The following is an 18,657-nucleotide window of genomic DNA, read 5'->3' as shown; positions in this document are numbered from 1 at the left end:
GTGTCCGGGAATGGACCGTTCACGCGCCCGCCGGACCGCTTCGCGCCGCTTTGGCGGCTTCGAAGGCAGCCAGTCGTTCGGGGAGCTTGCCGAGCGAGGTGCTGGCCGTCGAGGCCGCCTCGGGTATCGGCAGCGTCTCGTAGAAGTGGCAGGCCACGCGATGGCCGTTGCCGGCGTCGCGCAGTTCGGGTTGCTCCTGCCGGCAGCGCGGCTGGGCGTGGATGCAGCGTGTGTGGAAACGGCAGCCCGGCGGCGGTGCGAAGGGGCTGGGCACGTCGCCGGCCAGCAGCACGCGTTCCTTGCGCACGCTGGGATCGGGGCGCGGGATCGCCGACAGCAGCGCCTGCGTGTAGGGGTGCAGCGGCCGGTCGTAGAGATCGCGCTTGGCTGCGATCTCGACCAGTTGGCCGAGATACATCACCGCGACCCGGTCGCTGATGTGCTTCACCACCGCAAGGTCGTGGGCGATGAAGAGATAGGAGAGGCCGAAGCGTTGCTGCAGGTTCTGCAGCAGGTTCACGATCTGCGCCTGGATCGACACGTCGAGCGCGGAGACCGGCTCGTCGCAGATGATGAGGTCGGGATTGACCGCCAGCGCGCGGGCGATGCCGATGCGCTGGCGCTGGCCGCCGGAGAACTGGTGCGGATAGCGCCGCGCGTGTTCGGGCAGGAGACCCACCACGTCGAGCAGGTCCTTCACCCTTGTCGCACGCTCGGCTGCGGTGTGCAGGTCGTGCACCGCCATCGGCTCGGCCAGGATCTCGCCCACCGTCATGCGCGGGTTCAGCGACGCATAGGGGTCCTGGAAGATGATCTGCATGTGGCGGCGCAGCCGGCGCAGCGCATGCTTGTCGAGGGTCGCGATCTCCTCGCCCTTGAACCGCACCGAGCCCGCGGTCGGGTCCATCAGGCGCAGCACGAGGCGGCCGGTCGTCGACTTGCCGCAGCCCGATTCGCCCACCAGCGCCAGGGTCTCGCCGCGCGCGATCTCGAAGCTCACGCCTTCGACGGCGCGCACCATGCCGATCACCTTGCGGCGGATCAGGCCGCGGCTCACCGGGAAGTGCTTCACCAGCCCGTCGACCTGGAGGACGGGCGTTGCTTCAACGAGTCTCATGCCGCTCTCGCCAGTTCGACCGGCGCCTTCCAGCAGGCGACGCGATGCTCCGGCCCGAGGTCGCGCAGCGGCGGCGGCTCGAGGTGGCAGCGCGAATCGGCGAAGGGGCAGCGCGGCGCAAAGCGGCATCCCTTGGGCTGGTTGTTGGGGCTCGGCACCGAGCCCTCGATGGTCGACAGGCGCTCGCGATCGACCTCGATGCGCGGGATCGAGCCCAGCAGGCCGATCGTGTAGGGGTGCTGCGGATCGACGAACAGCGCGTCGACCGGCGCGCTCTCGACGATCTTGCCGGCATACATCACCACCACCTCGTCGGCGATTTCGGCGATGACGCCGAGATCGTGGGTGATGATCAGCATCGCCATGCCGAGCCGCCGCTGCAGGTCCTGCAGCAGGTCGAGGATCTGCGCCTGGATCGTGACGTCGAGCGCCGTCGTCGGCTCGTCGGCGATCAGCAAGGCGGGCTCGCAGGAGAGCGCCATGGCGATCATCACCCTCTGGCGCATGCCACCGGACAGGAGATGCGGATAATCGTCGACCCGTTGCTTGGCCGAGGGGATTCGCACCAGCTCGAGCATCTCGATGGCTCGGGCCTTGGCGGCCTGCGGCGACAGCTGCGTGTGCGCCAGGATCGCCTCGACGATCTGCTGGCCGATCGTGTGGACCGGATTGAGCGAGGTCATCGGTTCCTGGAAGATCATCGACATCTTGCCGCCGCGCAGGCGACGGCGCTCGTCGGCGGAGAGGCCGAGCACGTCCCGGCCCTCGAACAGGATGGCATCGGCCTCAACCTGGCCGGGGGGGCTCGCTACCAGGCCCATGACGGACAGCGAGGTGACGCTCTTGCCGCAGCCGGATTCGCCGACCAGTCCGACGGTGCGGCCGCGGCCGACGGAAAAGTCGATGCCGTCGACCGCGCGGAACAGGCCGCGGTCGGTGTGGAAGTGGGTGCGGAGACCGCGGACCTCGAGGAGCTTTTCCATCAGTAGGAGTAATCCAGGCCCTTGTAGAAGGTGTTCTGGTAGAGCATGTGCGGTCGCACGCCCTTCAGCCTCTTGAGGCTGGTCGTGTACATCGCGATGTTCATGACCGGCATCCAGAGATGCTCCTCCGTCACCCTCTGCTGGGCCAGGGCGTAGTACTTGGCGCGGTCGGCGTCGGTGATCGAGGCACGGCCCATCTTCAGGTACTCGTCGGTCTTGGCGTCGTTCCAGTTCATGCGGTTGGGCGCCGGCATGTTCTTGGAATCGAAGTAGAAGTTCAGCAGGTCGCCGGACGAGATGTAGGGGAAGGTCACCGTCCACAGCTCGAAGTCCTGCTTGCCCATCTCGGCGGGCGCGATGGTCGAATCGTATCCGACGATCTTCCAGTCGACGCCGATCTTGCGCATGTAGCCCTGGATGGCCTCGGAGACCCGCGGAAAGTAGGCGACCTGGGTGAACAGGACCTTGGGCGCCAGCTTGACGCCGTCCTTCTCGCGGATGCCGTCGCTGCCCACCTTCCAGCCGGCCTCGTCGAGCAGCTTCTTGGCCCGTTCGACATCCTCCTTGATGAGGTTCTTGGTCGAGTCGGCGAAGTCGAGCGCCTTGGGATCGATGAAGGTATAGGCGGGCTCGGCGTTGCCCAGCATGATGCCCTTGACGATGTCGGCGCGGTTGATGGCGATGTTCATCGCCTCGCGCACGCGCTTGTCGGCCACCATGGGACGCGTGGTCTTGTAGCCGTAGTACATCAGCTGGAAGTTGGGCTTGGCTTCCTGGACGTTGAGGTTGGGCGACGCCTTGACCTGCTGAATGAACTGCAGCGGGATCTGGTGGGTGACCTCGAACTGTCCGCCCATCATCGCGGCAACCCGGCTCGAGTCCTCAGGGATGATCTTGATGCTGAGCTTCTCGAATTTCACCGGCCCCTTGTTGGAATACATCGAGGGGCCCCATTTGTAGGCGTCGTGCCGCTTCAGCACGATCTCGGTGCGCGGCTGCCAGCTGTCGAAGCACCAGGGGCCGGTGCCGTCGATCGCCTTGACGCCGTAGTCCTTGCCCAGCGCCTCCACGCTCTCCTTGTTATGGATCGCCGTTGTGAACATGGTGAGCTGCAGCAACAGGTCGGCGAAGGGTTCGTTCAGCTCGTACTCGACCGTGTAGGGATCGGGCGCGCGCAGCTCCTTGATGTTGCCGGCGCGCCAGGCGAGCGGAGCCTTGAGCTCGGGACTGGTCAGCCGCTTGAAGGAATAGATCACGTCCTCGGCGGTGAACTTCTTGCCGCTGCAGAAGCTCACATCGTCGCGCAGCTTGAAGGTGTAGAGCTTGCCGTCCGGGCTGATGGTCCACGACTTGGCGAGGTAGGGAATCGCCGTCTTGCCGTCCCAGTCCATCGCCACCAGCGTGTCCTGGAACATGTTCACGATGTCGGAGGTCGGCGACCAGGTCGTGCGCTGGCCGTCGTAATGCGGTGCATCGAGCGACTTCATCATCCGCAAGGTCTGCGCCTCCGCCACGGGGGAGAGGCCCATCACGCCAAGCAACGCCGTTACGCCCTTCAGGAACTTACGCATCGCTTCCTCGCCTTGTTGTTGTTCAGTGCGTCACGTCGGAATCCTTGTTGGAGGAGTGTGCAGGATCAGCTCTGCAGTCGCGGATCGAGGACGTCGCGCAAGGCGTCGCCCAGGAGATTGGCGGCCAGCACGATCACGAAGATCATGAAGCTGGGGATCGTCGCGATGTGCGGCGCCATGAACAGGAAGTCACGGCCTTGCGCGGCCATCATGCCGAGCTCGGCGGTCGGCGGCTGGGCGCCCATGCCGAGGAAGCCCAGCGCCGAGCCGATCAGGATGATCTGGCCGAAGCGCAGGGTCAGGAACACGAAGATGGTCGAGATGCAGTTGAGCGTGAGATAGCGCCAGATCAGCGTGCGGTCGGAGACGCCGACGGCGCGGCCTGCTTCCATGAATTCCTGGCTCATGATGCCGATCGCGGCGCCGCGCGCCACGCGGGCCACGTCCGGCACGGTCGCGACGACGAGTGCGATCACCACGGCGGTGAGGCCGGCGCCGAAGATCGCCGCCACCGCGAGGCCGATCAGGATCGCCGGGAAGGCCAGCATCACGTCGACCAGCCGCATGATCCAGCCGTCGAGACGGCGATAGTAGGCCGCCAGGATGCCGAGGAAACCGCCCAGGAAGCCGCCGAAGATCACGCCGACCAGTCCCAGCATCAGCGTGTTGCGCGCGCCGAAGATGACACGGCTCAGAATATCGCGGCCGGTATTGTCGGTGCCGAACCAGTGCTCGGCACTGGGCGGTTGCATCACCTTGGTGAGATCGGTGAGATAGGGATCGTAGGGCGCGACCAGCGGCGCGAAGAGGGCGGCGAGACCGATGGCGGTAAGCAGCAGGGCGGCCACCGCCGCCACCTTGTCCCGGGCCAGCCGACGCAGAACGCCGGAGCGGGAGAAGAGGCCGTTCTCTTCGGCGGCTGTCGGTGTGGGGCCGTTGAGGGCGTCGACGCTCATGACCGCTGCATCCTGGGATCGAGGTAGACGTAGAGAACGTCGACGATCAGGTTGATCGAGAGGAAGGCGATCGCGAGGATCATGATCGCGCCCTGTGCCGTCGGGAAATCGCTCGACACGATGGCGCCGACCGCCAGCCGTCCCACGCCCGGCCATGAGAACATCGTCTCGGTGACGACGGCGCCGCCCAGCAGGAACGCGGCCTGCAGGCCGATCAGCGTGACGACGGGAATCATCGCGTTGCGCAGCGCGTGGTGGATGATCACCACCGTCTCGCGCAGGCCCTTGGCGCGGGCGGTGCGGACATAGTCGGCGCCCAGCACTTCGAGCACGGCGGTGCGCGTCAGCCGCGCGATCGGTCCGATCAGCACGCTGCCCAGGGTCAGCGCCGGCAGCACCAGACTCGGCAGGCCGCCGTCCCAGATCGGGCCGGTGCGGCCGGTGAAGGGGAACAGGCCCCACTGGAAGCCCATGTACTGGATCAGCACCAGGCCGATGAAGAAGACCGGCATCGACACGCCGGCGACCGAGACCGCCATGATCGCGCGGTCGACAAGGGTACCGCGCTTCACGGCGGCGAGCGTCCCCAGCGCCAGGCCCAGGGGAATGGCGATCAGCATGCCGCCCAGCATCAGCTCGACCGTCGGACCGATGGTGAGCGCGAGCTCTTCGCTCACCATCTTGTTGGAGATGATGGAGCGGCCGAGATCGCCCTGAAGCACGCGGCCGATATAGTCGGCGAACTGGACGGGGATCGAGCGGTCGAGGCCGAGTTCGAGGCGGATCGCCGCGATGGTCTCGGCCTTGGCGTCGGGCCCGGCGATGATCATCGCCGGATCGGCGGGCACCACCTGCAGGAGACAGAAACACAGGAAGAGAACCCCGAGCAGCGCGGGGAACGAGACCAGCAGGCGGTGGACGATCTGTCTTCCCATGCGCCGTCCTCGGACCGTTTCGGCCAAGGGGGAGCGCGCCGGTTTCCCGACGTGTCTCGGCGCTTCTCCCTGGCAGCCGCTGCTTCGGTCAGACCTGCGCGGCGTTCGTTATGCAGAGATACTGCATGCGATTTTTCGCGATGTCACGCCCAGCCTCCGGCATGCGGCAGGACATGTCCGGTGATGAAGCCCGCACCGTCGGAACAGAGGAAGCAGATCGTGGCGCCGAGCTCGTCCGACTTGCCGAGACGGCCAAGCGGGATCTGTGCCGTCATCTTGGCCATCGCCGCGCTGTTGGCGAGCAGCGCCGGCGGGAAGTAGTCGGGGTTCTCGACATAGTTCGAGCCGACCGCGTTCACCGTGATGCCGTCGCGCCCCAGTTCCTTGGCGAGCGAGGAGACGAGACCGTTGGCTGCGGCGCGCGCCGAGACGTAGGGCGCATAGTTGGCGATGCCGCGCAGCGGCGCGGCCGAGGACACGAACACGATCCGGCCCGACTTGCGCTTGCGCATCGATGGCGCAACGAGCTGCGTCAGCCGGAACGGCGCCACGGCCATGGTTTCCAGCGCATCGCGGAAGTCCTCGACCCGGGCTTCGCCGAGCGGCGCGCGCAGCGCCGGATAGGCGTCGTTGTTCACCAGCGCGTCGATATGACCGTGCCGCTTCAGGGCCAGCTCGACCATCGTCGCCGGCTCCGTCGCCGACAGGGCATGGGCGCCCGGGAACTGCGCTTCGTACTTGCGCCGCGCGCTCGGCGCCTCGAACGACGGATCGTGCGCCAGCACGGTGGCGCCCTGGGCCAGGGCGACCTTTGTGGTGCCGTGCCCTGCGAATTTCTCGACATTGGTGATCAGGATGACCCGGTCTTTCAGCAGCATGGCGATTCCTCTAGGTTGCGGCCCCATGGACCAAGCCCATTCCGACGATCCTAGCGCAGCCCGCCCCGAGGGACAGGCCCCGGAGGGGCGTGCGTCCTTCGGTTTCCGCGACGTGCCGGCTGCCGAAAAGGCCGGTCTGGTGCGCGAGGTCTTCGCCAGCGTGGCGCCGCGCTACGACCTGATGAACGACCTGATGTCGGGCGGCGTGCACCGGCTCTGGAAGAACGCCATGGTCGACGTGGTGAATCCGCGGCCGGGCGAGAAGCTCCTGGATGTGGCGGGCGGCACCGGCGACATCGCCTTCCGCCTGCTGCGCCGCCAGGGCGAACGGCCCGACGTCACCGTGTGCGACATCAATCCCGCGATGCTCGAGGTCGGGCGCGACCGCGCCGTCGACCGCGGGCTGCTGCAGGGGCTCACCTGGGCGACCGGGGATGCGGAGCATCTGCCGTTCCCCGATCGCTCGTTCGACGCCTACACGATCGCCTTCGGCCTGCGGAACGTCACCGACATCGACCAGGCCCTGCGCGACGCCCATCGCGTGCTGAAGCCCGGTGGTCGCTTCTACTGCCTGGAATTCAGCAAGGTGACCTCGGCGCCGGTCGGCCGCGTCTACGACGCCTATTCGGAGCGCGCACTGCCGTTCTTCGGCAAGGTCATTGCCCGGGATGCCGAGTCCTATCGCTATCTCCACGAGAGCATCCGCCGCTTTCCGCCGCAGCGCGAGCTGGCGTCGCGCATGCGGGCCGCCGGCTTCGAGAACGTCTCCTGGCGCGACATGTCGCTGGGCGTCGTGGCGCTGCATCAGGGCTGGCGCATCTAGATGTTCCGCGCGCTCCGCAATGCCTGGCGCCTGCTGCGTATGGCGGTGAGCTTCGCTCGCCACGACGCGCTGTTTCCGCTCGAGTCGCTGGGCATCGCGCCGGCGCTGATCGCCTGGGCGCGTCTCTTCGCACCGCGCCAGGATCCGCGCCGGCCGGGCGAGCGGCTGGCGGCGGCGCTGCAGGACATGGGTCCGTCCTTCATCAAACTGGGTCAGGCGCTCTCGACCCGCGCCGACCTTCTGAGCGAAGAGGTGGCCGCCGATCTCGCGCGCCTGCAGGACCATATCCCGGCGTTTCCCGGCGCTGAGGCGCGCCGCATCGTCGAGAGCGAACTCGGGCAGCCGCTCGGTAACATCTTCTCGCAGTTCGACGACGTGCCCGTGGCGGCGGCGTCGATCGCCCAGGTGCATTTCGCGGTCACCGCCGACGGTCGCGATGTCGCCGTGAAGGTGCTGCGGCCCGGCATCGCGAAGGCCTTCGAGCAGGATCTCGATCTCTTCTATTGGGTCGCCGAACTGGTCGAGCGCACGCAGCCGCGTTTCCGCCGCTTGAAGCCGGTCGAATCGGTGCGCGCTTTCGCCGATGTCGTGCGGGTCGAGATGGACCTGCGCATGGAGGCGGCGGCGGCCGAGGAACTGGGCGAGAATTTCGCCGACGATCCGAACTATCGGGCGCCGAAGATCGACTGGGACCGCACCGCCGAGCGCGTGATGACGCAGGAGCGGGTCGACGGCATCCCGATCGGCGATCGCGACGCCATCATCGCCGCCGGCCACGATCCGCACGAGATCATGAGGAAGTGCGCCGAAGCGTTCTTCTATCAGGTGTTCCGCGACGGCTTCTTCCATGCCGACATGCATGGCGGCAACGCCTTCGTCGATCGCCAGGGCACCATCGTCCCGGTCGATTTCGGCATCATGGGCCGGGTCGACTCCGATACGCGCGGCTATCTCGCCGAGCTGCTGGTTGCCTTCCTGCGACGCGACTATCGCGCCGTTGCCGAAGTGCAATTCCGCGCGGGCTACGTGCCGCCCGACCAGTCGGTTGAAACCTTTGCACAGGCCTGCCGCTCGATCGGAGAGCCGATCTTCGGCAAGCCCAGCCACCAGATCTCGATCGCCCGCCTGCTGGCGCAGATGCTGCGCGTCACCGAGCAGTTCGAGATGAGTGCGCAGCCGCAGCTCCTGCTGCTGCAGAAGACCATGCTGATGGCCGAGGGCATGGGCACCAAGCTCAATCCCGAAGTCAACATCTGGGAGCTGGCGCGTCCCCTGATCGAGGACTGGATGGTCACCCATTTCGGCCCGCGCGCCACCGTCGGCCGCGCGGTCGACGATCTCGCCCAGGGGCTGCGCCGCCTGCCGCGCCTGATCGACAGCCTGCATCTCCTGGCCGAGCATGAGCGGCTCAATGCCGAGCGCGACGCGCTGCAGCCGCCGCCGGCTGGCCGCCTGTGGCGCCCCGGCTTCGCCGAGACCGTCGCCATCCTGGCCCTGGTGGCCGCCATCGCCGCCTGGTGGCACTGAACCCGTGCCGACCGACCAGATCGTCATCGGCCTCGCGATCTTCCTGCTCGCGGGTACCGTCAAGGGCCTGGTGGGCCTCGGTTTGCCGGCTATCTCCATCGCGTTGATGTCGCTCTTCCTGCCGCTGTCGGAGGCGATCGCGCTGATCGCCTTGCCGACGATCGTCACGAACGTCTGGCAGGCTTCGGTGGGCGGTCATTTCTGGCACATCGTTCGCCGCCAGTGGCCGCTGATGTTGCCGCTGACGGTGGTGCTCTACCTGACGGTCTGGCTGATCGGCCAGAAGGGTCCGGGCTGGGCCTTCGTGGTGCTGGGCACGGTGCTGATCGTCTACAGCGCTCTCGGCCTGCTGCGCATCCGGCTCACCATCCACGCCGATCTCGAGAAGCCGCTGGCGCCGGTCATCGGCGTCGTGTCGGGCTTCGTGGCGGGCCTGGTCGGGGTGCCGATCATCCCGCTGATGCCGTACCTGCAGGGGCTCGACATCAAGCCGGTCGAACTGGTCCAGACCCTGGGCGTGGTGCTGTGCGCCACGTCGCTGACCCTGACGGCCTCGCTTCTGTTCTTCGGCATGCTCGACGGGCCGCGCGCCCTCGTCTCGGCCGCCGCCGTCGTGCCGGCGATCGGCGGCATGTGGCTTGGCCAGCAGATCCGCTCGCGGCTCTCGGTCGAGCAGTTCCGCCTGGCTGTCTTCTGGGCGCTGCTGCTCACCGGCCTCTATACTGTCGCCACCCGGCTCTTGTGATAGGCTGAACGCCATGTTGCACGGCAAGCGTATCCTGCTGATCGTCGCGGGCGGAATTGCCGCCTTCAAGTCGGCTGAACTGATCCGTCTCCTGCGCGGGCGCGGCGCCTCGGTGCGCTGTGTGCTGACGGAAGCCGGCGCGAAATTCGTGACGCCCCTCACGCTGCAGGCCCTCTCGGAAGACCGTGTCTATGGCGACATGTTCTCCCTGACCGATGAGAGCGAGATGGGCCACATCCAGCTCTCGCGCGATGCCGACCTGCTGGTCGTGGCGCCCGCGACCGCCGATCTGCTGGCGCGCATGGCGGGCGGCCTGGCCAACGATCTGGCGGCCACCGTGCTGCTCGCCACCGACAAGCCGGTGCTCGCCGCGCCGGCGATGAACGTGCGCATGTGGACCCATGCCGCGACCGTGGCCAACGTCGAAACGCTGAAGAAACGCGGCGTCACCTTCGTGGGTCCCAACGATGGCGCCATGGCCTGCAACGAACACGGCCCCGGCCGCATGTCGGAGCCGGCCGAGATCGTCGCCGCCATCGACGCGATGCTGGGGCGCGACCGACCGCTCGCCGGCAGGCGCGCGCTGGTCACCTCGGGTCCGACCCGCGAGGCGCTGGATCCGGTGCGCTTCATCTCGAACCATTCCTCGGGCAAGCAAGGCCATGCCATCGCCGGGGCGCTGGCCCAGCTCGGCGCCGACGTCACCCTGGTGAGCGGCCCGGTCGCGGTGCCGGATCCGCAGGGCGTGAAAGTCGTGCGCATCGAATCGGCCGACCAGATGCTCGCGGCCTGTCTCGACGCCGGCCCGCTCGACATCGCCGTCTGCGCCGCCGCCGTCGCCGACTGGAAGGCGGCCAGGCCGGCCACCGGGAAGATCAAGAAACAGGCAGGTGCGCCGCCACCTGCGCTCGAACTCACTCCCAATCCCGATATTCTGGCTACACTCTCCAAGGCCGGCCCCCGGCGACCGGTCCTGGTGGTGGGCTTCGCCGCCGAGACCGAGAACGTGGTGGCCAACGCCGTCGAAAAGCGCACCCGCAAGGGCTGCGACTGGATCGTGGCCAACGACGTGTCGCCGGCCACCGGTACCTTCGGCGGCGAGCGCAATACCGTGCATCTGATCACGGCAGCTTGCACCGAGGACTGGCCGCCGCTCGGCAAGGGCGATGTTGCCATGCGTCTCGCCGGCCGGATCGCGCTGCATCTCGCGCAGGCAGACAAGGCACAGGCGGCAGAGTGATTGCCCGGCCCAATTTTGAGCGGGCCGGCGGATTTTTTGAACAATGGGGAGCCGATGACGGGCGTCGAGAGCGTCGAAATCGAGATCGTGCGGCTGCCGCACGGCCATGACCTGCCGCTGCCGGACTATGCGACGGCCGCCGCTGCCGGGGCGGACCTGCTGGCTGCGATCGACCAGCCGATCGAGCTGGGGCCGCTCGAGCGCCGGATCGTTCCAACGGGCGTGTCCATTGCCCTGCCGGTAGGTTTCGAGGCCCAGGTCCGACCGCGCTCCGGCTTGGCCGCCAAGCATGGCGTCACGGTCGCCAATGCCCCCGGCACCATCGATGCAGACTATCGCGGCGAGGTCGGCGTCATCCTGATCAACCTCGGCAAGGAGCCATTTCGCATCGAGCGCGGCATGCGAATTGCACAGATTATCATTGCGCGTCACGCTCGTGCCGCCTGGCGGGAGGTCTCGGCCCTCGACCAAACGGCGCGCGGCGCGGGCGGCTTCGGTTCGACGGGAGTAACGGCCGGCTCGATCAAGAGGGCCTGAAGAGGGACGAGAGAACGGGATGCCTCGCCTCAGCAAGAAAACGATGTTCGCGATCGAGGCGGTTCTCGACGTGGCGTTCCATGTCGGCGATCACCCGGTGCGCAGCGGTGACATCACCGAGCGCCAGCGCATTCCCAAGCGATATCTCGAGCAGGTCCTGCAGCACCTGGTGCGCGCGGGGATCCTGTCCGGCAAGCGCGGGCCCCGCGGCGGCTATCGGCTGGGCCGGGACAAGGCCAGCATCACCCTGGGCGAGGTCGTGCGGGTGGTGCGCAACCTCGAGGTCGAGACCGAGCCCAGCGATCCGTCGATCGGCTCACCGCTCGCCCACGAGGTCGTGTGGCCGCTGTGGGAGAAGCTGCGTGAGGAAATGATGGCGCAGCTCGACGACGTCACCATCGAGGATCTCTGCCAGCAGGCGCGCTCCAAGGGCCTCAACGTTGCGCCGGCGCAGCCCCACGCGGGGCACGCGACGATCTGATATACAGCTCCCCGATTTTCATCCGGAGGAGCAAGACATGGCCAAGAAGACCGCTGTCGCAAAGGCGAAGAAAGCCAAGCCCGCACCGCGCAACAAGAAGCTCTACGACGAGGGCATGAAGATGCGTAAGGCCGTGCTCGGCGCGGCCTATGTCGACAACTCGCTGGCCGGCGCGGCCGACGACGAGTTCATGATGGCCTTCCAGGACATCACCACCGAATATTGCTGGGGCTATGCCTGGACGCGGCCGGGCCTTTCGAAGAAGAACCGCTCGATGCTGAACCTCGCTATGCTGGCGGCGCTCAACCGCGGCCCCGAGCTCAAGCTGCACATCAACGGTGCGCTGAACAACGGCCTGACCAAGGACGAGATCAAGGAGATCTTCCTCCAGGTCGCGATCTATTGCGGCATCCCCGCGAGCCTCGACGCCTTCAAGACCGCCCGCGACGTGTTCAAGGACCGCGGCGTCTGAACCCTCAACGGCCAAAGGTCCCTCGGCCTGCGGCCTCGGGATGACAATGGGGGTGTGAGGACCAGGGGGCGCAAAGCTCGTCGGTCCATATGCACAATTGTCATCCCGAGCGTAACGAGGGACCTTTCTCTCAGGGTGGTGCGATGACACGGCTGCGCAAGGCGCAGGCGGGTGAGGCGGCCAGCCTCACCGCGCTCTGCCTGAGGTCGAAGGCGCATTGGGGCTACGACGCGGAGTTCATGCGACTCTGCGTCCCCTCGCTCACGGTCGAGGAGCGCAGCATCGCCGAGGGGCGCGTGCTGGTGGCAATCGACGAAGCCGGTCGAACGGCCGGTACCGTCAGTGTCGGCCGCGACGGTGACGATGCCGAGCTGGCGCTGATGTTCGTCGAACCGGCCGCCATGGGCGGCGGGACGGGGCGCCTGCTGTTCGAAGCTGCTGTCGCCTTGGCGCGGCAGCTGGGATACCGGCGCATGACCATCCTCGCCGACGTGAACGCCGCCCGCTTCTACGAGCGCATGGGCGCCCGCTATCTGCGAAACGAGCCGTCGGATGCGATTCCCGGTCGCGTCCTGCCGTTCTATGAATACGACCTCACGTCAGGAGCCTCGTCATGACCACGCTCGCACCTCCCGCCACCATCGCCTTCATCGGGCTCGGCATGATGGGCCGTCCGATGGCGACCCGCCTCGCCGAAGCGGGCTTCAAGCTGCGCGTGTTCGACGTCTCGCAGAAGGCGGTCTCCGATTTCGTCGGCGCCCATCCGTCGGCGCTGGCCACGGCCTCGGCGAAGGCCGCCGCCCAGGGCGCCGCGGCGCTGATCACGATGTTGCCCGACGGCAAGATCGTGCGGCAGGCCATCCTCGACGGGCAGGACCCTGCGATCGAGGGGCTTCAGGCAGGCGCGGTGGTCATGGACATGAGCTCGTCCAACCCGGTGGACACCCAGAAGCTCGCGCGCGATCTCGCGGCCCGCGGCGTGGCCCTGCTCGATGCGCCGGTCTCCGGGGGCGTGAAGCGCGCGATCGACGGTTCGCTCAGCATCATGGTGGGCGGCGCGGCCGCCGATCTCGAACGGGCGCGGCCCGTCTTCGGCGCCATGGGCAAGACCATCACCCTGTGCGGTCCCGCCGGTGCGGGACATGCGCTGAAGGCCCTGAACAACTATCTCTCGGCCGCCGGCCTCGTCGCCATGTGCGAGGCCCTGGTCGTGGGCGAATCGTTCGGGCTCGATCCCGGAACGATGGTCGACGTCTTCAACAGCTCGACCGGCAAGAGCAACGCCACCGAGGTGAAGGGCCGCCAGTTCGTCGTGTCGCGCACGTTCGCGGCCGGATTCACGACCGCGCTGATGGCCAAGGATCTGCGCACCGCGGGTGACGTCGCCAATCATCTGAAGGTCAACGTACCGGGCCTTCAGCAGGCCGTGGCCTACTGGACGGCAGCCGACGGCAAGCTGGGCAAGGGCGCCGACCATACCGAGATCTTCCGCTACGCCGAGATGCTGGCCGAAGGCGAGTGACGGGGCACGGCTGCCGCGTTCCGGCGGAGCCCGTCTTTACAGGGCAGGGGGCGGCGTTTATACAAGCGCCACCCAGGGCCCTTGGCGCCGTCTCCCCGGCGGCAACTCGATAGGGTCCATCCAAGTACGACACAGCGCTGTTTTCAGGTTCGGCCGTTCCGGTCGCTGCAAGCGCGTGCGTCATTTCCCCCACAGACTGAAGACCCATGAATCTCCAAGACCTCAAGAAGAAGAAGCCCCCCGAACTCCTGGCCTTTGCCGAAGAGCAGGGTGTGGAGGGTGCGGCGATGATGCGCCGCCAGGAGCTGATGTTCGCCATCCTCCAGAAGCTGGCCGCCGCCGACCAGGCGATCTTCGGTGTCGGCACCATCGAGGTGATTCCCGACGGCTTCGGCTACCTGCGCTCGATGGAAGCCAACTACCTGCCCGGCGCCGACGACATCTATGTCAGCCCCCAGCAGGTCCGTAAGTTCGGCCTGCGCACCGGCGACACGGTCGAAGGCGAGATCCGCGCGCCCAAGGACGGCGAGCGCTACTTCGCCATGGTGCAGATCAACAAGATCAACTTCGACGATCCCGACTCGCTGCGCCATCGCATCAACTTCGACTCGCTGACGCCGCTTTATCCCGACGAGAAGCTGAAGCTCGAACTCGATGGCGGTGCCGCCGCCATGGCGCCGGTCGTCACCGAGGAAGCGGTGGGCGGTTCGAAGGCGACTTCGTCGGGCCGCGTCGGCACGCGCCGCACCGGCACGCTGACCAAGAAGGCCGGCACGACGGCGCAGCAGCAGCTCGACATCTCGACCCGCGTGATCGACCTGATCGCGCCGATCGGCAAGGGCCAGCGCGCCCTGATCGTGTCGCCGCCGCGCACCGGCAAGACGGTGCTGCTGCAGAACATCGCGCACGCCATCACCGCCAACAATCCCGAGGTCTTCCTCATGGTGCTGCTCGTCGACGAGCGGCCCGAGGAAGTGACGGACATGCAGCGCACGGTGAAGGGCGAGGTCGTGAGCTCGACCTTCGACGAACCGGCCAGCCGTCACGTCGCCGTCGCCGAGATGGTGATCGAGAAGGCCAAGCGCCTGGTCGAGCACAAGAAGGACGTGGTGATCCTCCTCGACTCGATCACCCGCCTCGGCCGCGCCTACAACACCGTGGTGCCGAGCTCGGGCAAGGTGCTGACCGGCGGTGTCGACGCCAACGCGCTGCAGCGCCCGAAGCGCTTCTTCGGTGCGGCCCGCAACATCGAGGAAGGCGGCTCGCTGACCATCATCGCGACCGCCCTGATCGATACCGGCAGCCGCATGGACGAGGTCATCTTCGAGGAGTTCAAGGGCACCGGTAACTCGGAAATCATCCTCGACCGCAAGGTCTCCGACAAGCGCACCTTCCCGGCGATCGACATCACCAAGTCGGGCACCCGCAAGGAAGAGCTGCTGGTCGACCGCGCGACGCTCTCGAAGATGTGGGTGCTGCGCCGCATCCTCATGCCGATGGGCGCGGTGGATGCGATCGAGTTCCTGCTCGACAAGCTCCGCACCTCGAAGACCAACCAGGATTTCTTCGGGTCGATGAATCAATAAGGCGCGCTACGCGCGCCTTATGGTGGGCGGCAGCGCTTGTAACCAAGCGCGAGTCAGGCGCTGTAAACAGCGCCGACCCACACGGCTCAGAATGGACAAGAACTCAAAGAGCGCCGAGCAATCGGCGCTCTTCTTCTTTTACGGCAGATCCCGAGCGTCCCGGCTCGACGCAAACCACAGCCAGAGCGCGGCCTGCATCGCCAGCACGGCGAGGGTCACGATCTGGTGCGCCTGGGCGCGCGGCAGGCCCTGCGTCGCCTCCATCCAGGCCAACGCCGGCCCGATCGACGCCTGCAGGACGAAGGCGATCAGCATGCACACGAGGTTGAGCGTCGTGTTGACCCGGCCGGCCAGTTCGGGCGCGAAGGCGCGCGTGACCAGCGCGTAGCAGACCACCGGCATTCCACCGAACATCACATAGGCGAACCACAGGAGCTTGGGTGCCGCCGTGACGTTGAGCGCGATCGGGATGTGGATCGCGAGGAACAGCATCCCGTAGACCAGCAGCACCCGGCCGCCGCGAATGCCGCGCCGGTGCAGCAGGTCGACGATTATGCCGCTGAAGAAATAGCCGGGCACGATGGCGATCGAGAGCGCGAACAGGGCGACGCCGACCGATGGCTCGTCGAGATGGGCCACGTCGCGCAGCCAGCCGGCGGCCCAGAAGCTCGCGTAGCAGATCCAGACGCCCAGCGAGAAGGTGGGCGCCAGGCCCGCGCTCCAGAAGACTCGCGACTTCAGCACACCTGTGAGGCCACGCAGTTCGTCGGTCAGGCGACTCTTGCCGCCGCGTTCGTAACCGGGCGCGGCGAGCAGCTGGTAGATCGCCACGGCGACGGTGATGGCGGCGAGTCCCAGGAACACCTCTCGCCAGTCGAAGTCGACCAGCAGCCACTGCACCGGGCGTGTCGCCATCGCAGCGCCCAGCCCGCCGAACGTCATCATGACCGCGTTGACCAGCGGCAGGCGACCGATCGGCCAGTAGAGGACATTGGCCTTGAAGCCGCACATCAGCGCGACGGACAGGCCGAGACCGATCAGGGCACGACCGATGCTCAGCATGATGACGTCCTGGCCGAGCGCGAAGATGACGGCACCCAACGCGGTCGCCAGCAGCATGACCGGCGCCACGCGCCGTGGCCCGAAGCGATCGAGGGCAACACCGGCGGGAAGCTGGGCCACCACGAAGGCGGCGAGGTACATCGAGGTCACGACGCCGATGGCGGAATCGTCCAGGCCGAGCTCACCGCGCAGCGCGGGCGCGACCACGGCATTGAGCGAGCGGAAGAGGAAGCTCAGGAAATAGCCGAGGGCAAACGGCAGGAACGCCGTCAGAACGAGCTTCAAGAGCGGTCGCCTGTCCTGGCGAACACCGCGCTTGCGTGGACGATCCGCTCCTCGCCGACCTTCAGGTAGCAGTTGGCGAAGGCCAGCCGTCCGCCGACCTTGTGCACGTCGACATGGGCCTCGACCCAGTCGCCGATCTTCGCCGAACCCGCAAAGTCGGTCTTCACGCTCGCGGTCACGATCAGCGGCGAGGGCGTCTGGCTCCGCGTCGTGCGATAGCCCAGCGAGATGTCGCACAGGGTCATCAGCAGGCCGCCATGGGCGACGCCGCGCGCATTGGCGTGCTTGGGCTGGATGCGCAGTCCGACCACGAAGGTGCCGTCGCCGTTCTCTCGATAGAAGAACGGCCCGTTATGGTCGAGGAACGGGCTGGTGCGGAACAGCGGCTTGTAGCCGGCTGGTGGATCGGCCGCCGGCGGGTTGCTCTGGTCCATGGATCAGGCCCCCAGGTCGGCGGCGACCGCATGGCGCTGTGCGGCCGAAACATCGACCTTGGGGCCGAACCAGGCCTCGAAGCCTGGCCGCCCCTGGTGCAGCAGCATGCCCAGCCCGTCGATGCAGCGATTGCCCCGGGAGCGGGCGGCGGCCAGCAGGTAGGTTTCGAGCGGCACATAGACGATGTCGTAGACCGCCGCGGTGCGCGGCAGCTTCTCCAGGTCGATGTCGAGACCCGGCTGATCCTTCATGCCGAGGGAGGTCGTGTTGACCAGCAGCGTTGCGCCCTCTAGCAGCTCCGCACGCTCGTCCCACGAGCCGACCACGATGCGCTGACCGCCCGGCGGGGTGAGCGCGACACCGAGATCGACAGCGGTCTCGCGCGTGCGGTTGACGAGCCGCAGCTCGGGCACGCCGACATCCATCAGGCTCGCGACGATGGCGCGGGCGGCGCCGCCGGCTCCCAGCACGACGACCGGCCCGGCGTCCGCCATCCAGTGCGGCGCGTTGTACTTCAGGGCTTCGAGGAAGCCGAACCCATCGGTATTGCGGCCTTCGAGCGTGCCGTCGGCCTGCTTCACGATGGTGTTGACCGCGCCGATGCGTCGGGCGACGGGATCGATGCGATCGAGCAGCGGCAGGATCTCGACCTTGTGCGGCAGGGTGAGGTTGCAGCCGCGCGCGTTGGGCGTCTTCTTGAGAAACGCGACGAGCTCCTCCAGCGCGGCGCGCTGTGGCTTGACGGGCAGCCGTCCGTAGTGGCCGTCGATATGGTGCTGCTTCAGCCAGAATCCGTGCAGGGCGGGGGAGCGCGAATGCTCGACCGGCCAGCCGACGATGGCGGCGAAGGGCCGGCCTGCGGCCTCGGCGAGGAGCGTGTCGTAGGGGTTTGCGGCAGCGCTCATGCGGCGTTCTCCAGCCCGATGCCATGTCCGGCGAGGAACGAAAGCAACGGGAGCAACGGCAGGCCCAGGATGGTGAAATAGTCACCTTCGACCTTCGTGAAGAGATGAGCGCCCACGCCTTCGAGCTGGTAGGCTCCGACGGAGGTCGTCACCGCTTCACCGGCCCGTGCGAGATAGGCATCGAGAAAGGCATCCGGCAGTGGCCGCATGGTGAGCCGGGCGCGGTCGTTGCAATGCCACAGCCGCACGCCGCCTCTGGCCACCACGACCGAGGAATGAAGCTCGTGGGCCTGGCCGGCCAGCGCCTGCAGCTGTTGGCGGGCCGCTGCCATCGTCGGCGGCTTGTCGAACAGGCGGCCGTTGCACGAGAGCGTCGAATCGGCGCCGATCACCATCGCTTCGGGGTTTCGCATCGACACGCGCTTCGCCTTCAGTTCAGCCAGCGTCTCGGCAATGTCCTGCGGCGTCGCCTTCTCGGCCGAAAGACTGAGCTTCACCTCGTCCTCATCGACGCCCGATGTCTCGACCGAAAAGTCGAGGCCGGCATTCTGCAGCATCTGGCGACGCGAGACGCTGGCGGAGGCGAGGATCAGCATG

20 protein-coding genes are annotated in these 18,657 nt (G+C 67.2%); 10 read left to right on the top strand and 10 right to left on the bottom strand.

The window, feature by feature from the left end; translation table 11 throughout:
- Positions 1 to 19: 19 nt before the first annotated feature.
- The 6 genes from ACQY78_RS15500 to ACQY78_RS15475 form a co-directional block, all read right to left on the bottom strand.
- The gene (locus tag ACQY78_RS15500) at positions 20 to 1,117 is read right to left on the bottom strand and encodes an ABC transporter ATP-binding protein (protein WP_428676508.1); all 1,098 of its coding nucleotides are present in this window, start codon (positions 1,115 to 1,117) and stop codon (positions 20 to 22) included.
- Positions 1,114 to 2,100 carry an ABC transporter ATP-binding protein gene (locus ACQY78_RS15495; RefSeq protein WP_428676506.1) on the bottom strand — a complete coding sequence of 329 codons (987 nt, stop codon included), beginning with the start codon at positions 2,098 to 2,100 and terminating at the stop codon, positions 1,114 to 1,116. Before ACQY78_RS15495 ends, ACQY78_RS15500 begins: the two co-directional genes overlap by 4 nt.
- The gene (locus ACQY78_RS15490; protein ID WP_428676504.1) at positions 2,100 to 3,671 is read right to left on the bottom strand and encodes an ABC transporter substrate-binding protein; all 1,572 of its coding nucleotides are present in this window, start codon (positions 3,669 to 3,671) and stop codon (positions 2,100 to 2,102) included. Before ACQY78_RS15490 ends, ACQY78_RS15495 begins: the two co-directional genes overlap by 1 nt.
- A gap of 65 nt (positions 3,672 to 3,736) precedes the next feature.
- The gene (locus ACQY78_RS15485; RefSeq protein ID WP_428676502.1) at positions 3,737 to 4,627 is read right to left on the bottom strand and encodes an ABC transporter permease; all 891 of its coding nucleotides are present in this window, start codon (positions 4,625 to 4,627) and stop codon (positions 3,737 to 3,739) included.
- On the bottom strand, positions 4,624 to 5,562 hold the full coding sequence (locus ACQY78_RS15480) for an ABC transporter permease (RefSeq protein ID WP_428676500.1): 939 nt from the start codon (positions 5,560 to 5,562) through the stop codon (positions 4,624 to 4,626). Before ACQY78_RS15480 ends, ACQY78_RS15485 begins: the two co-directional genes overlap by 4 nt.
- A 143-nt stretch (positions 5,563 to 5,705) precedes the next feature.
- Positions 5,706 to 6,440, bottom strand: coding sequence for an SDR family oxidoreductase (locus ACQY78_RS15475; RefSeq protein WP_428676498.1), 735 nt, complete (start codon positions 6,438 to 6,440; stop codon positions 5,706 to 5,708).
- Between the two features lie 25 nt (positions 6,441 to 6,465).
- Between ACQY78_RS15475 and ubiE the strand changes: the two genes are divergently transcribed.
- From ubiE to rho, 10 genes are all read left to right on the top strand, one after another.
- Entirely contained in the window at positions 6,466 to 7,263 is a 798-nt protein-coding gene (ubiE, locus tag ACQY78_RS15470; RefSeq protein ID WP_428676496.1) for a bifunctional demethylmenaquinone methyltransferase/2-methoxy-6-polyprenyl-1,4-benzoquinol methylase UbiE, read from the top strand.
- Positions 7,264 to 8,790 carry a 2-polyprenylphenol 6-hydroxylase gene (gene ubiB, locus ACQY78_RS15465; protein WP_428676494.1) on the top strand — a complete coding sequence of 509 codons (1,527 nt, stop codon included), beginning with the start codon at positions 7,264 to 7,266 and terminating at the stop codon, positions 8,788 to 8,790.
- Positions 8,791 to 8,794: 4 nt separating this feature from the next.
- A complete protein-coding gene (locus ACQY78_RS15460; RefSeq protein ID WP_428676492.1) occupies positions 8,795 to 9,535 on the top strand; it encodes a sulfite exporter TauE/SafE family protein in 741 nt (246 codons plus the stop codon).
- A 13-nt stretch (positions 9,536 to 9,548) separates the two neighbouring features.
- Positions 9,549 to 10,775, top strand: a complete 1,227-nt coding sequence (gene coaBC, locus ACQY78_RS15455) for a bifunctional phosphopantothenoylcysteine decarboxylase/phosphopantothenate--cysteine ligase CoaBC (RefSeq protein ID WP_428676490.1) — start codon at positions 9,549 to 9,551, stop codon at positions 10,773 to 10,775.
- A 54-nt stretch (positions 10,776 to 10,829) separates the two neighbouring features.
- Entirely contained in the window at positions 10,830 to 11,312 is a 483-nt protein-coding gene (dut, locus tag ACQY78_RS15450) for a dUTP diphosphatase (protein ID WP_428676489.1), read from the top strand.
- A gap of 19 nt (positions 11,313 to 11,331) precedes the next feature.
- Positions 11,332 to 11,793 carry an RrF2 family transcriptional regulator gene (locus tag ACQY78_RS15445; RefSeq protein WP_425068583.1) on the top strand — a complete coding sequence of 154 codons (462 nt, stop codon included), beginning with the start codon at positions 11,332 to 11,334 and terminating at the stop codon, positions 11,791 to 11,793.
- A gap of 37 nt (positions 11,794 to 11,830) precedes the next feature.
- Positions 11,831 to 12,265 (top strand): carboxymuconolactone decarboxylase family protein, encoded by a 435-nt coding sequence (locus ACQY78_RS15440; protein WP_428676487.1) that lies wholly within the window; start codon positions 11,831 to 11,833, stop codon positions 12,263 to 12,265.
- Between the two features lie 143 nt (positions 12,266 to 12,408).
- Positions 12,409 to 12,882: a GNAT family N-acetyltransferase gene (locus tag ACQY78_RS15435; RefSeq protein ID WP_428676485.1), complete on the top strand. Its 474-nt coding sequence runs from the start codon at positions 12,409 to 12,411 to the stop codon at positions 12,880 to 12,882.
- On the top strand, positions 12,879 to 13,787 hold the full coding sequence (locus ACQY78_RS15430; RefSeq protein WP_428676484.1) for an NAD(P)-dependent oxidoreductase: 909 nt from the start codon (positions 12,879 to 12,881) through the stop codon (positions 13,785 to 13,787). The genes ACQY78_RS15435 and ACQY78_RS15430 overlap by 4 nt, the downstream gene beginning before the upstream one ends.
- A gap of 206 nt (positions 13,788 to 13,993) precedes the next feature.
- On the top strand, positions 13,994 to 15,373 hold the full coding sequence (rho, locus tag ACQY78_RS15425; protein WP_428676482.1) for a transcription termination factor Rho: 1,380 nt from the start codon (positions 13,994 to 13,996) through the stop codon (positions 15,371 to 15,373).
- Between the two features lie 138 nt (positions 15,374 to 15,511).
- On the opposite strand, the gene ACQY78_RS15420 is transcribed toward rho, so the two are convergent.
- The 4 genes from ACQY78_RS15420 to ACQY78_RS15405 are packed head-to-tail and all read right to left on the bottom strand — an operon-like array spanning position 15,512 to position 18,656.
- Positions 15,512 to 16,720 (bottom strand): MFS transporter, encoded by a 1,209-nt coding sequence (locus ACQY78_RS15420; protein ID WP_428676480.1) that lies wholly within the window; start codon positions 16,718 to 16,720, stop codon positions 15,512 to 15,514.
- Positions 16,717 to 17,154, bottom strand: coding sequence for a PaaI family thioesterase (locus ACQY78_RS15415; protein WP_428676478.1), 438 nt, complete (start codon positions 17,152 to 17,154; stop codon positions 16,717 to 16,719). The genes ACQY78_RS15420 and ACQY78_RS15415 overlap by 4 nt, the downstream gene beginning before the upstream one ends.
- A 3-nt stretch (positions 17,155 to 17,157) precedes the next feature.
- Entirely contained in the window at positions 17,158 to 18,060 is a 903-nt protein-coding gene (locus ACQY78_RS15410; protein WP_428676476.1) for a shikimate dehydrogenase, read from the bottom strand.
- Positions 18,057 to 18,656: a Maf family protein gene (locus ACQY78_RS15405; protein ID WP_428676474.1), complete on the bottom strand. Its 600-nt coding sequence runs from the start codon at positions 18,654 to 18,656 to the stop codon at positions 18,057 to 18,059. Before ACQY78_RS15405 ends, ACQY78_RS15410 begins: the two co-directional genes overlap by 4 nt.
- Position 18,657 lies beyond the last annotated feature (1 nt).

Source organism: Reyranella sp. (assembly GCF_965279625.1).
Classification (GTDB): Bacteria; Pseudomonadota; Alphaproteobacteria; order Reyranellales; family Reyranellaceae; genus Reyranella.
Note: the sequence above shows the minus strand (reverse complement) of the source record. Positions and strands in the feature narration are given on the sequence as shown.

Coding starts and splice junctions, on each gene's coding strand:
- ACQY78_RS15500 (WP_428676508.1), bottom strand. CDS start 1,117: ATGAGACTCGTTGAAGCAACGCCCGTCCTCCAGGTCGACGGGCTGGTG.
- ACQY78_RS15495 (WP_428676506.1), bottom strand. CDS start 2,100: ATGGAAAAGCTCCTCGAGGTCCGCGGTCTCCGCACCCACTTCCACACC.
- ACQY78_RS15490 (WP_428676504.1), bottom strand. CDS start 3,671: ATGCGTAAGTTCCTGAAGGGCGTAACGGCGTTGCTTGGCGTGATGGGC.
- ACQY78_RS15485 (WP_428676502.1), bottom strand. CDS start 4,627: ATGAGCGTCGACGCCCTCAACGGCCCCACACCGACAGCCGCCGAAGAG.
- ACQY78_RS15480 (WP_428676500.1), bottom strand. CDS start 5,562: ATGGGAAGACAGATCGTCCACCGCCTGCTGGTCTCGTTCCCCGCGCTG.
- ACQY78_RS15475 (WP_428676498.1), bottom strand. CDS start 6,440: ATGCTGCTGAAAGACCGGGTCATCCTGATCACCAATGTCGAGAAATTC.
- ubiE (WP_428676496.1), top strand. CDS start 6,466: ATGGACCAAGCCCATTCCGACGATCCTAGCGCAGCCCGCCCCGAGGGA.
- ubiB (WP_428676494.1), top strand. CDS start 7,264: ATGTTCCGCGCGCTCCGCAATGCCTGGCGCCTGCTGCGTATGGCGGTG.
- coaBC (WP_428676490.1), top strand. CDS start 9,549: ATGTTGCACGGCAAGCGTATCCTGCTGATCGTCGCGGGCGGAATTGCC.
- dut (WP_428676489.1), top strand. CDS start 10,830: ATGACGGGCGTCGAGAGCGTCGAAATCGAGATCGTGCGGCTGCCGCAC.
- ACQY78_RS15445 (WP_425068583.1), top strand. CDS start 11,332: ATGCCTCGCCTCAGCAAGAAAACGATGTTCGCGATCGAGGCGGTTCTC.
- ACQY78_RS15440 (WP_428676487.1), top strand. CDS start 11,831: ATGGCCAAGAAGACCGCTGTCGCAAAGGCGAAGAAAGCCAAGCCCGCA.
- ACQY78_RS15435 (WP_428676485.1), top strand. CDS start 12,409: ATGACACGGCTGCGCAAGGCGCAGGCGGGTGAGGCGGCCAGCCTCACC.
- ACQY78_RS15430 (WP_428676484.1), top strand. CDS start 12,879: ATGACCACGCTCGCACCTCCCGCCACCATCGCCTTCATCGGGCTCGGC.
- rho (WP_428676482.1), top strand. CDS start 13,994: ATGAATCTCCAAGACCTCAAGAAGAAGAAGCCCCCCGAACTCCTGGCC.
- ACQY78_RS15415 (WP_428676478.1), bottom strand. CDS start 17,154: ATGGACCAGAGCAACCCGCCGGCGGCCGATCCACCAGCCGGCTACAAG.
- ACQY78_RS15410 (WP_428676476.1), bottom strand. CDS start 18,060: ATGAGCGCTGCCGCAAACCCCTACGACACGCTCCTCGCCGAGGCCGCA.
- ACQY78_RS15405 (WP_428676474.1), bottom strand. CDS start 18,656: ATGCTGATCCTCGCCTCCGCCAGCGTCTCGCGTCGCCAGATGCTGCAG.